This is a genomic window from Thioalkalivibrio sulfidiphilus HL-EbGr7 (genome assembly GCF_000021985.1).
Lineage (GTDB): Bacteria > Pseudomonadota > Gammaproteobacteria > Ectothiorhodospirales > Ectothiorhodospiraceae > Thioalkalivibrio_A > Thioalkalivibrio_A sulfidiphilus.
Window position 1 is genome coordinate 968723 of sequence record NC_011901.1, and the last position, 12196, is coordinate 980918.

10 protein-coding genes, 1 tRNA gene and 1 pseudogene are annotated in these 12196 nt (G+C 67.1%); 11 read left to right on the forward strand and 1 reads right to left on the reverse strand.

Features of this window, described 5'->3' with window-relative positions; genetic code table 11:
• The first annotated feature begins 1 nt into the window (after position 1).
• From hflX to fabG, 7 genes are all read left to right on the forward strand, one after another.
• Complete coding sequence (gene hflX / locus TGR7_RS04445; RefSeq protein ID WP_041440941.1) at positions 2-1300, forward strand: ribosome rescue GTPase HflX; 1299 nt, start codon at positions 2-4, stop codon at positions 1298-1300.
• 132 nt (positions 1301-1432) lie between these two features.
• Positions 1433-2614, forward strand: coding sequence for an FtsH protease activity modulator HflK (gene hflK / locus TGR7_RS04450; RefSeq protein WP_012637478.1), 1182 nt, complete (start codon positions 1433-1435; stop codon positions 2612-2614).
• Entirely contained in the window at positions 2614-3483 is an 870-nt protein-coding gene (gene hflC / locus TGR7_RS04455) for a protease modulator HflC (RefSeq protein WP_012637479.1), read from the forward strand. The genes hflK and hflC overlap by 1 nt, the downstream gene beginning before the upstream one ends.
• 59 nt (positions 3484-3542) lie before the next feature.
• On the forward strand, positions 3543-3734 hold the full coding sequence (locus TGR7_RS04460) for a DUF2065 domain-containing protein (RefSeq protein ID WP_012637480.1): 192 nt from the start codon (positions 3543-3545) through the stop codon (positions 3732-3734).
• A 242-nt stretch (positions 3735-3976) separates the two neighbouring features.
• A complete protein-coding gene (locus TGR7_RS04465; protein ID WP_012637481.1) occupies positions 3977-5164 on the forward strand; it encodes an ATP phosphoribosyltransferase regulatory subunit in 1188 nt (395 codons plus the stop codon).
• A 2-nt stretch (positions 5165-5166) separates the two neighbouring features.
• On the forward strand, positions 5167-6459 hold the full coding sequence (locus tag TGR7_RS04470; protein ID WP_012637482.1) for an adenylosuccinate synthase: 1293 nt from the start codon (positions 5167-5169) through the stop codon (positions 6457-6459).
• Between the two features lie 157 nt (positions 6460-6616).
• Positions 6617-7393, forward strand: coding sequence for a 3-oxoacyl-ACP reductase FabG (gene fabG, locus TGR7_RS04475; RefSeq protein ID WP_012637483.1), 777 nt, complete (start codon positions 6617-6619; stop codon positions 7391-7393).
• A 141-nt stretch (positions 7394-7534) separates the two neighbouring features.
• On the opposite strand, the gene TGR7_RS04480 is transcribed toward fabG, so the two are convergent.
• Positions 7535-7621: transfer RNA gene (locus TGR7_RS04480), tRNA-Leu, on the reverse strand.
• A gap of 113 nt (positions 7622-7734) precedes the next feature.
• On the opposite strand from TGR7_RS04480, the pseudogene rnr reads away from it, so the two are divergent.
• From rnr to TGR7_RS04500, 4 genes and pseudogenes are all read left to right on the forward strand, one after another.
• Positions 7735-10237 (forward strand): annotated as a pseudogene (gene rnr, locus TGR7_RS04485) (ribonuclease R).
• A gap of 8 nt (positions 10238-10245) precedes the next feature.
• Entirely contained in the window at positions 10246-10992 is a 747-nt protein-coding gene (rlmB, locus tag TGR7_RS04490) for a 23S rRNA (guanosine(2251)-2'-O)-methyltransferase RlmB (protein ID WP_012637484.1), read from the forward strand.
• A gap of 86 nt (positions 10993-11078) precedes the next feature.
• On the forward strand, positions 11079-11531 hold the full coding sequence (locus tag TGR7_RS04495; protein ID WP_081434249.1) for a hypothetical protein: 453 nt from the start codon (positions 11079-11081) through the stop codon (positions 11529-11531).
• A 171-nt stretch (positions 11532-11702) separates the two neighbouring features.
• Positions 11703-12017 (forward strand): hypothetical protein, encoded by a 315-nt coding sequence (locus TGR7_RS04500; RefSeq protein WP_012637485.1) that lies wholly within the window; start codon positions 11703-11705, stop codon positions 12015-12017.
• Positions 12018-12196 lie beyond the last annotated feature (179 nt).

Genomic DNA, 12196 nt, shown 5'->3' on the forward strand with positions numbered 1-12196 from the left:
ATTGTTTGAAAGACCGAAGCAGGGCGAGCGCGCAGTGCTCGTCCACATGGACCTGCCGGACAGCCCCCGGGATGACGATTGCAGCGAGTTCACCGAACTGGTGAACTCCGCCGGCGCAGAGCCCGTGGCGCTGATCACCGGTCCCCGCCAGAGCCCGGATCCGCGCCTGTTCGTGGGCAGCGGCAAGGCCGAGGAGATCCGCGAGCAGGTGGAGGCCCAGGGCGCCGAGGTGGTGATCTTCGACCACGAACTCTCCCCCAGCCAGGAACGCAACCTGGAACGCCTGTTCAAGTGCCGGGTGTTGGACCGCACCGGCCTGATCCTGGACATCTTCGCCCAGCGCGCCCGCTCCCACGAGGGCAAGCTGCAGGTGGAGCTGGCCCAGCTGCGTCACATGTCCACCCGCCTGGTGCGAGGCTGGACCCACCTGGAGCGGCAGAAGGGCGGTATCGGCCTGCGCGGCCCGGGCGAGACCCAGCTCGAGACCGACCGCCGGCTGCTGGCCGGGCGCATCAAGCAGATCCTGCGTCGCCTGGAGAAGGTGGAGGCCCAGCGGGAGCAGGGCCGCCAATCCCGGCGCCGGGCCGAGATCCCCACCGTGTCGCTGGTGGGGTATACCAACGCCGGCAAGTCCACCCTGTTCAATCGGCTCACCAACGCCGGCGTGTACGCCGCCGACCAGCTGTTCGCCACCCTGGACCCCACCCTGCGCCGTGTCGACCTGCCGGACCAGCAGGCCATCATCCTGGCGGACACGGTGGGCTTCGTGCGTCAGCTGCCCCACGACCTGGTGGCCGCCTTCAAGGCGACCCTGACCGAGACCCGGGAGGCGAGCCTGCTGCTGCACGTGGTGGATGCCGCCGATCCCCGGCGCGAGGACAACATCCAGCAGGTCAACAACGTGCTCGAGGAGATCGGCGCCGCGGAGGTGCCGCGCATCCTGGTGTACAACAAGATCGATGCCCTGCCCGAGGTGCAGCCCCAGCTGGTGGAAGCCGCCCACGGCGAACCGGCGCGGGTGTATCTCTCGGCGCGAACCGGCGAGGGTGTGGAACTGCTCATGGACTGGCTGGCGAAGCGCTTCGCCGAGTCCCTGGTGCAGGGCTGGATCAGCCTGCCGCCCTCGGCGGGTCGTGAGCGTGCCGGGCTGTATCGCATGCAGGCGGTGCTGGGCGAGGAGGTCCAGCCCGACGGCGGCCTGCGCCTGCACATCCGTCTGCCCCGGCGGCGCTTCGACGAACTTTTCCGCGACAGCGGGTTCATACCGGAACTGCAGGCGGACGCGCGCCAGGTCGCCTGACCTCACGGATGGCCTGCTGGTCGGTGTTTTTTCCGGTAATTTTGCGCAAACGAGATTCGGTCTCTAGAATGACCGCCTTGTCCGGGTGAGCCTGCGCGCCCGAAACGGTTTCGAAACACGGAGAGCCCCTTCATGCCCTGGAACGAACCAGGAAAGAACAGCAACGACCCCTGGAGCGGCGGTGGCCGCAGCGGTGGCGGCGGTGGCGGCGGCGGCCAGAGCGGCCCGCCGGACCTGGACGAGGTGCTGCGCAAGCTGACCCGCCAGCTGAACGGCATCTTCGGCGGTGGCGGCGGCAGCGGTGGCGGTGATGGCGGCGGCATGGGGCGTCACGCCTCCGCCGGCATCAGCTTGATCCTGATCGTCGCCCTGGTGGTCTGGCTGGCCTCCGGCTTCTACATCATCAGCGAAGGTGAGCGCGGCGTGGTGCTGCGTTTCGGTTCCTTCCAGTCGGTGTCCCAGCCGGGTCCCAACTGGCATCTGCCCTATCCCATCGAGTCGGTGGAGCGGGTGGACATTGACAGCATCCGAAGCATCCAGCACCGGGCCCTGATGCTCACCGCGGACGAGAACATCATCGACGTGGACGTGGCCGTGCAGTACCGCGTCATGGACCCGGTGGACTTCCTGTTCAACGTGCGTGATCCGGACCGCACCACCCGCCAGGTGATGGAATCGGCCATCCGCGAGCGGGTGGGCAAGAACAACCTGGAATTCATCCTGGGTGAGGGTCGTGGCGAGATCGCCACCAGCGCCCGGACGGTGATCCAGGAGGCCCTGGATGCCTACGGCGCGGGCGTGACCGTGACCACCGTGAGCATGCAGCAGGCCCAGCCGCCGGAACCGGTGCAGGAGTCCTTCGCTGACGCCATTCGTGCCCGTGAGGACGAGGCCCGCTTCCGTAACGAGGCCGAGGCCTATGCCAATGCCATCGTGCCCCAGGCGCGAGGCGAGGCGGCCCGTATCCGCGAGGAGGCCCAGGCCTATCGCGAGCAGGTCATCGCCCGGGCCGAGGGTGATGCCTCCCGCTTCAGCCAGCTGCTGGTGGAATATCAGCGCGCCCCCGACGTGACCCGTCAGCGTCTCTACCTGGAGACCGCCGAGGCCGTGCTGGGTGGCACCAACAAGGTGATCGTCGACATGCAAGGCGGCAACAACCTGATGTACCTGCCCCTGGACAAGTTCATGCAGTCCCAGGGCGCCACGACCACGCCGCCCCGCGTGATCGATCAGCGTGGCGTGGACAGCTCGCGGCCCGCGCCGCTGCCGAACCTCGGCACGCGTCCTGATCCCCGTGCCCGGGAGGTGCGCTGATGATCCGCATCATTGGAATCGTGGCGGTGGTGTCCGCCATCATCGTGGGCATGTCCACCTACACCGTGGACGAGCGTGAGCGCGTGATCCTGTTCAGCCTGGGTGAGATCAAGGCCCTGGACCTTGAGCCGGGCCTGCACTTCAAGTTCCCCCTGGTGAACAACGTGCGCAAGTTCGATTCCCGGGTACTGACCCTGGACATCCCGCCGGACCGCTTCCTTACCAGCGAGGCGAAGAACGTCATCGTCGACTTCTACGCCAAGTGGCGTATCGACGACGTGGGCCAGTTCTTCCGCTCCACCCGCGGCAACGAGCGCAACGCCGAGGACCGCCTGGCGCAGATCCTGCGCGACGGCATGCGTAACGAGTTCGCCCGCTACACCCTGGAACAGGTGGTCTCCGGCGAGCGTCTCACCATCATGGGTGCCGTGCGTCAGCAGGCCCTGGACACTGCCCGGGAGCTGGGCGTGGTGCTGGTGGACGTGCGCATCCGTCGCATGGACCTGCCCGACGAGGTGAGTGAGTCCGTGTACGAGCGTATGCGTGCCGAGCGTCAGCGCGTGGCCCAGGACTTCCGTGCCCGGGGCCGCGAGGAGGCCGAGCGTATCCGCGCGCGTGCCGACCGCGAGCGCACCGTGATCCTGGCGGATGCCTACCGGGAGTCCGAGCAACTGCGTGGTGAGGGCGATGCCCGCGCCGCCGAGACCTATGCTCGGGCCTTTGGCGAGGACGAGGAGTTCTTCTCCTTCTACCGGAGCCTGATCGCCTATCGCAGCACCATGACCGGCGACAACACCATGTTCGTCATCGAGCCGGATTCGGACTTCTTCCGCTACTTCGGCAGCCCCATCGGGGCGCCCCGACGGTAGTCACGACGGCATGATGAAGGGCGGGTCTCCCGCCCTTCATCGTCTCCGGGATCCTTCCCATGCTCTGGAACGACCTGCTCGCCGCCCTGGCCCTGCTGCTGGTGCTTGAGGGGCTCATGCCCTTCCTCAACCCGGCCGGACTCAAGCGCGCCCTCCTGCAGGTGGTGGAACTGCCCGACAGCGTCCTGCGCGGCTTCGGCCTGGTGAGCATGGTGCTGGGTGCCCTGCTGCTGTGGTGGCTCAGGGGCTGAGGGCAGATTGCGTGGTTCACGCAGAGGACGCAGAGACGCAAAGAGCGCAAAGGGTTTGTTAATCAAAAACTTTGCGCTCTTTGCGTCTCTGCGGTCTTTGCGTTGACGGCCCCACACGACCCGAAAAACTCGAAATCCACGCCGAATCCCACCGAAACCGCCCGAGTATGTATAATCACGGGCCTTGAACGGGGCGCCGGAGTCGTGCGCGGCCCGAAGTCCACGACGACAACGACAGACCCATGACCGATTCCAATCGCTGGCTGCTGCCGGAAGGCATCGAAGAGGCCCTGCCGCCCCTGGCGGAGCGCCTGGAGACCTGCCGCAGGCAGCTGCTCGACCTGTATCACCGCTGGGGTTACGAGCTGGTGATGCCGCCGATGATCGAATACCTGGAGTCCCTGCTCACGGGCACCGGCAGCGATCTGGACCTGCAGACCTTCAAGCTCACCGACCAGCTCAACGGACGCCTGATGGGCGTGCGCGCCGACATGACCCCCCAGGTGGCGCGCATCGACGCCCACAGCCTCAACCGCGACGTGCCCACCCGCCTGTGCTACATGGGCACGGTGCTGCACACCCGTCCGGACGGCTTCGCCGGTTCCCGCAGCCCTATGCAGGTGGGCGCCGAGCTCTACGGCCACAAGGGCCTGGACAGCGACGTGGAGACCATCCGTCTGATGCTCGAGACCTTCCGGGTCTGCGGCGTGGGCAACATCTTCCTGGACCTGGGCCACGTGGACATCTACCGCAGCCTGGCCGCCGACGCGGGGCTCACTGCCGATGACGAGGCGCAGCTGTTCGACATGCTGCAGCGCAAGGCCCTGCCGGAGATCCGCGCCTTCCTCAACGGGCTGGATGCGCCCGCAGAGGTGCGCGAGCGGCTGCTGGCCCTGGGCGAGCTGAACGGCGATACCGCCGTGCTGGACGAGGCCCGCCGGCTGCTGGCCGGTGCCGGCGAGCGGGTCGTCCGTGCCCTGGACGAACTCTCGGCCATTGCCGGGGCGGTGCAGCGCCTGTATCCCGAGGTGCGCCTGCACGTGGATCTCTCGGAACTGCGCGGCTTTCACTATCACACCGGCGCGGTGTTTGCCGCCTACGTGCCCGGCCACGGCCAGGAACTGGCCCGGGGCGGACGCTATGATGACATCGGCCGGGTGTTCGGCCGGGCCCGCCCGGCCACCGGGTTCAGCACCGATCTCAAGACCCTGGTGCGACTCTCCGGTCAGCCGCTGGCCGCGGCGCCCCGGGGCATCTTCGCCCCGGCGGATCCGGATCCCGCCCTGCTCGATGCGGTGGCGGAGTTGCGCAGCCGCGGCGAGCGGGTGATCCAGGGGCTGGCCGGGCAGGGCGGTGACGCTGCGGCCATGGGCTGCGACCGGGTGCTCGCCCGGGATTCCAAACATCAGTGGACAGTGACGGACCTTTGACTATGGGCAAATTCGCAGTGGTTCTCGGTAGCCAGTGGGGTGACGAGGGCAAAGGCAAGGTGGTGGACCTGCTGACGGAGAACGCCGCCGCGGTGGTGCGTTTCCAGGGCGGTCACAACGCGGGCCACACCCTGGTGATCGACGGCAAGAAGACCGTGCTGCATCTCATCCCCTCCGGCATCCTGCGCGAGGGTGTGGAGTGCATGATCGGCAACGGCGTGGTGCTCTCCCCCGAGGCCCTGATGAAGGAGATGGCCCAGCTGGAGGCCGAAGGCGTGCCGGTGCGCGATCGCCTGCGCCTGTCCGAGTCCTGCCAGCTGATCCTGCCCTATCACGTGAGCCTGGACCTGGCCCGTGAACAGGCCCGGGGCAAGGCCGCCATCGGCACCACCGGCCGGGGCATCGGCCCCGCCTACGAGGACAAGGTCTCCCGCCGCGGCCTGCGCCTGGGCGACCTGTTCCACCGGGAGCGCTTCGCCGCCAAGCTGGGCGAGGTGCTGGACTACCACAACTTCGTGCTGCAGCACTATTTCAAGAGCGAGGCGGTGGACTTCCAGCAGGTGCTGGACCAGTCCCTGGCCCTGGCCGAGACCCTGCAGCCCCTGGTCATGGACGTGCCCGAGCGCCTGCGCGAACTGCGCGCCCAGGGCGCCAACGTGATGTTCGAGGGCGCCCAGGGCACCCTGCTGGACATCGACCACGGCACCTATCCCTTCGTGACCTCCTCCAACACCACCGCCGGCGGTGCCTGCACCGGCAGCGGCGTGGGCCCGCTGGATCTCGATTACGTGCTGGGCATCACCAAGGCCTACACCACCCGGGTGGGCGCCGGCCCGTTCCCCACGGAGCTGTTCGATGCCATGGGCGAGCACCTGGCCCGCCGCGGTCACGAGTTCGGTTCCACCACCGGACGTGCCCGGCGCTGCGGCTGGTTCGACGCCGTGGCCCTGCGCCGCGCTGTGGCCATCAACAGCATCAGCGGCCTGTGCGTCACCAAGCTGGACGTGCTGGACGGCCTGGAGACCCTGCAGCTGTGCGTGGGCTATCGCTGCGGTGACGCCGAGTTCAGCGTGCCCCCCGCCGGTGCCGACGCCTTCGCCACCTGCGAACCCATCTACGAGGAGATGCCCGGCTGGCAGGAGTCCACCCTGGGCGTGACCCGCCGGGAGGATCTGCCTGTGAATGCCCTGCGTTACCTGGAGCGCATCCAGGAGATCATCGGCGTGCCCGTGGACATGATCTCCACCGGCCCCGACCGGGATCAGACCATCGTCCTGCGTCATCCCTTCGAGTGACCCCCCGGGGGCGTCCGCGCCCGGCCCGCAGACCCGCACCGCCCGTGACCCAGGTCATGGGCGGTGTGCGTTTGGGCATGCGATGATGTGCAACAGCACGACCGGCGTGAACGGCAGCGCCACGGCGCAGTCAAACCGGAGCAAGGAGGTATCCGAGATGAATCAACGATTCAGTGAACGCAGCGTGGTGGTCACCGGTGCAGGCAAGGGCATCGGCCGCACCATCGCCCGGGTGTTCGCCCACGAGGGTGCGCGGGTGCTGGTGGTGGACCGGGATGCCGAGGCCGCCGCCGAGACCGCCCGGGCGATCATCGAAGCGGGCGGCCAGGCCGTGGCCTGCGCCACCGACGTGAGCCAGCGGGCCGAGGTGGAGGCCATGGTGGGCGAGGCCATGACGCACTTCGGCGGCATCGACGTGCTGGTGGCCAATGCCGGCATCTTCCCCTCGGTGAGCATCGAGGAGATGACCGAGGCGGACTGGGACCAGGTCCATGACGTGAATCTCAAGGGGGCGTTCTTCTGCGTGAAGGCCGCCGCCGCCTTGATGCGCCGCCAGGGCGGCGGCGGGCGCATCCTGCTCACCTCGTCCATCACCGGCCCCATCACCGGCTTTCCCGGCTGGGCCCACTATGGCGCCACCAAGGCGGGCATGCTGGGCTTCATGCGTACCGCCGCCATCGAGTTCGCTCGCACGGGCATCACCATCAACGCGGTACTGCCCGGCAACATCCGAACCGAGGGGCTGACCGATGTGGGCGCGGAGTACCTGCGCAAGATGGAGGCCTCCATCCCGCTGGGCTGCCTGGGAGAGCCGGAGGACATCGCCTACGCCATGCTGTTCCTGGCCTCCGACGAGGCCCGTTACATCACGGGTCAGACCCTGGTGGTGGATGGCGGACAGACCCTGCCCGAATCATCGCTGGCGCTGGAGTGAACGCGCGCCGTACGGCGGGTGCAAAGGTAGGAAAATTCACTTAACCGGCGTAGACTTGCGCCTTCGCTCGAACCGGCGCGCCATGCAAGCCGCGACCTGAGGGCGAGATCAGGGAAGAACGGGGAAGGCAAAGAAAGTAAATGGTGCCGAGGAGAGGACTTGAACCTCCACGGGGTTACCCCCACTAGCACCTGAAGCTAGCGCGTCTACCAATTCCGCCACCTCGGCATTGAGTCAGGATGAACCTGCGCTTCAGGAAGCGCGCAATTTAACGTCACCCGGGGTTGATGTCAACGCCCCCGTGACACAGCCCTTACATCTCTCCGAACCAGAAGTACTCAATGACCAAAAAACATAAGAACACCCCTCAAGATCCCCAGTTTGAACGCGAGGCCGCCAAGTACGAGCGGCCGATCCCCAGCCGAGAATTGATCCTCGAGGTCATCCACGAAGCGGATGGCCCGGTCCCCTTCGAACCCCTTGCCCAGCACCTCGGCCTCACCGAGGACGTGGACCTGGAGGCGCTCACCCGCCGCCTGCGCGCCATGGAGCGCGACGGCCAGCTGGTGTGCAACCGGGTCGGAGCCTACCTGCCCGTGAATCAGGAGGACCTGGTGCGCGGCCGCGTGATCGGCCATCCCGACGGTTTCGGCTTCCTGGTGCCCGACGAGGGCGGCGACGACCTGTTCCTGTCCCCGCGCCAGATGAAGAGCCTGCTGCACGGTGACCGGGCCGTGGCCCGGGTCACCGGCGTGGACCGCCGTGGCCGGCGCGAGGGCGCCATCATCGAGGTGCTGGAGCGCAACACCGAGCAGGTGGTGGGCCGGCTGTTCTCCGAGGGCGGCATTGGCTTCGTCACCCCGGACAACAAGCGCATCACCCAGGACATCCTCATTCCCCCCGAGGCCATGGGCGGGGCGCGGGAAGGCCAGATCGTCATCGCCGCCATCCGCGAGCAGCCCAGCAAGCGCACCCGGCCCATCGGCGAGATCGTCGAGGTGCTGGGCGAACACATGGCGCCGGGCATGGAGATCGACGTGGCCATCCGCGCCCACGGTCTGCCCTTCCAGTGGCCCGAGGAGGTCACCGAGGCCGCCGACAAGCTGGGCGCGCGGGTCTCGCCCGCCGCCAAGAAGGGCCGCCTGGACCTGCGCGACATGCCGCTGGTGACCATCGACGGCGAGGACTCCCGGGACTTCGACGACGCGGTCTTCTGCGAACCCCTGGAGAAGGGTGGCTGGCGCCTCTGGGTGGCCATCGCCGACGTCTCCCACTACGTGACCCCGGGCGATCCCCTCGACAAGGAAGCGCGTCACCGGGCCACCTCCGTGTACTTCCCCGAGCGGGTCATCCCCATGCTGCCGGAGGTACTCTCCAACGGCCTGTGCTCGCTCAATCCCGACGTGGACCGGCTGTGCCTGGTGTGCGAGATGCAGATCACCAGCCGCGGGCGCATCAAGGACTACACCTTCCACGAGGGCCTGATGCGCTCCCACGCCCGGCTCACCTACACCAAGGTGGCCGGCATCGTGCTGGACCGCGACGCGGAACTGCACCGTGAATACGCCAGGCTGGTGCCCCACCTGGAGGAACTGCACGCCCTGTACAAGGTGCTGCGCAAGGCCCGTGACAAGCGCGGCGCCATCGACTTTGAGACCACCGAGACCAAGATCATCTTCGGCGCGGACCGCAAGATCGAGCGCATCGTGCCCTACGAGCGCAACGATGCCCACAAGATCATCGAGGAGTGCATGATCGCCGCCAACGTGGCGGCGGCCAAGTTCCTCAAGAAGCACAAGATCCCGGCCCTGTACCGGGTGCATCCCGGTCCCAAGCCGGAGAAGGTGGAGGCCCTGCGCGCCTTCCTGGGCGAGCTGGGCCTGAGCCTGGGCGGCGGCGAGGAGCCCCATCCCAAGGACTACACCCTGCTGCTGGATCAGGTGCGCGAGCGCCCCGACGCCCACCTGATCCAGACGGTGCTGCTGCGCTCGCTCAAGCAGGCGGTGTACAGCCCCGAGGACGTGGGCCACTTCGGTCTCGCCCACGACGATTACGCCCACTACACCTCGCCCATCCGCCGCTATCCGGACCTGCTGGTGCACCGGGCCATCCGCCACCTGCTGCGCGGCGGCAAGGCCTCGGACTTCCACTACAGCCACGACGAGATGGTGGTCCTGGGCGAGCACTGCTCCATGGCCGAGCGCCGCGCCGACGAGGCCTCCTGGGACGTGGAGGGCTGGCTCAAGTGCGAGTTCATGCAGGACAAGGTGGGTGAGACCTTCGACGGCGTCATCACCTCGGTCACCTCATTCGGCCTGTTCGTGGAGCTCAAGGACATCTACGTGGAAGGCCTGGTGCACGTCACCAGCCTGTCCAACGACTTCTACCACTTCGACCCCGTGGGTCACCGCATGACCCGGTGAGCGCGGCGGCCGGGTCTACCGCATGGGCGACCCCATCCGGGTGCAGGTGGCGCGGGTCAACCTGGACGAGCGCAAGATCGACTTCGTGCCCGCCGAGGACGAGGAGGCCGTCGAGGCCCCCGAGGGCGGGCGGCGCGGACGCCGTCGCGGCGGCAAGGCAGCCGAGACGGCACCGGTAGCCGAAGAGGCCGGCGAGAAGAAAAAGGCCAAGCGACGCAAGCGCAAGGGCAAGTCCGCCCCGGCGGCCGAGCCCGCCCCGGTCGTGGAAGAGGCCGACGCCAAGCCGGCCAAGAAGAAGCGCCGATCCCGCAAGAAGGCGGGCGCCAAGCCCGAGCCCGCCGCCCCCGCAGCCCCTTCCGGTGAGGGCGAGCCGGCGAAGAAACGCCGCCGGCGTCGCAGCGGTCGCCGTTCCAGTCGCTGAGGTCCGCCATGAGCGAACCCCAGTTCCTGTTCGGCCTGCACGCGGTGCTGGCCGCCCTCACGCGCAAGCCGACCCCGGTGACCACCCTGTGGGTGGACGCCGGACGCAAGGACGCGCGCATGCGCGAGATCCTGGACGCCGCCCGCAAGGCCGGCGTGACCGTGGAGCGGGTGGACGCCCAGGCCCTGGAGCGCCTGTGTCCCGGCGCGCGCCATCAGGGCGTGGTGGCCGAGCGCATCCAGGAGGCCGGGCCGGAGATCACCGAGGCTGACCTGCCGAACCTGGTGGGCCGGGTGGCCAGCCCCCTGCTGCTGGTCCTGGACGGTGTCACCGACCCCCACAACCTGGGTGCCTGCCTGCGCACCGCGGATGCCGCCGGTGTCGATGCCGTGATCGTCCCCCGGGACCGGGCGGCGGGCCTCACCCCCGTGGCCCGCAAGGTGGCGAGCGGCGCCGCCGAGGTCGTCCCCTTCGTGCAGGTCACCAACCTCGCCCGCACCCTGGACCAGCTCAAGCAGGCCGGCGTCTGGATCATCGGCACCAGCGGCGACGCCCCCCAGACCCTCTACCAGGCAGACCTCAAGGGCCCCATCGCCATCGTCATGGGCGCCGAGGGGCAGGGCATGCGCCGTCTGACCCGGGAGCGCTGCGACCTGCTGGTGAATATCCCGATGCAGGGCTCGGTGTCGAGCCTGAATGTCTCTGTGGCCACGGGGGTGTGTTTGTTTGAGGTGGTGCGGCAGCGGTTGAGCTAGATTCAACGGCATGTCGCAGAAGCGAGGAGGCGCGGAGAAACAAACTGAACTTCCTGCTGCTGTCCGGGGCTACGAATAGCGCCCAGATGTACCACGAAGCGGCAGCACTGGCCCGCGAGCTGGATTCATCCTGGAACTACCGCAGCAAGGAGCTGATGACGCTCTACGCGAAGGCCAAGCAGTACGAAGCGGGCGAGAAGGTGGAGTTCGGCGGTAAGCAGTTTGCCCCGCTCTACACGCCCAGGAACGACACCCTCATCAACCTATTCCAGATCACCGACGATGAGCAGCGCACGCTGCGCACGCTCATCAGCCGGGACATGGCCGCAGAGCGCCACAGGAAGCGCGAGGAGGCCCGTAGGCGTGCTTCTGGGGCTGTCGACCGTGCGACCTATGAGGCAAATTCTGCGAGCCGTCAGAAGCCTTGGGAAGCCTTGGGCATGAGTCGAGCAAGCTGGTATCGAGCAGGTAAACCAACGCCAGCGGGTGAGACAAGTCCCTGCGTATTACAGGCCGCAGCGGGTGATTTCGATGTGTGAGACAAGTCCCTGCGTATTACTAATGGCGAAGCCTACGCCCGGCGCGAAGCGCCTGTCTTTGAGTAGCCCGAGCATTTATAAAAATGCGAGTAGCCCGCAAGGACGGTGGGTAACTCGCTTGCGAGTTATCCACGGGACGCGCAGCGCCGTTAAGGCGCGGAGGGTGTGGGCATGAGTCGTGCTCGTCGTTCTTTCTCGCCTGAGTTGTTGGAGTCGGTGCGCGCCTTGTCCGTGAATGAGGCTCTGGATCGGTTGGCGCTGTATTGGAAGCGTGATCCTGACTTTGTGCCGGTGAAGGATAAAGCCACTGTCCGCCTGAATGTTTCCCTGCCTGGTGGTGGCTCCGTGGAGCTGCTTGTTACGGGCCAGAAGTGGTATGACACACGGGCAGGTCAGGGTGGTGGCGGTGCGATTGATCTGGTCATGCACCTGTTGCGCGTTGACTTCGTTACGGCGGTGAAAACCTTGGGAGATTTTAGCCGCTAAAGATAACTAGCTGCTAGATGACTGCTATTTGGTTTTGGGTTTTGATAATGGGTTATCTCTATCTGCTACGGAACAAACTTGGGGATGCCTTCAAGATAGGCGTCAGTCTTGAACCTGCTCGAAGAGGCGGGCAACTTCCCCAGGGATGGTCTGAAGTAGTTGTGTATTTCTGGCTGACT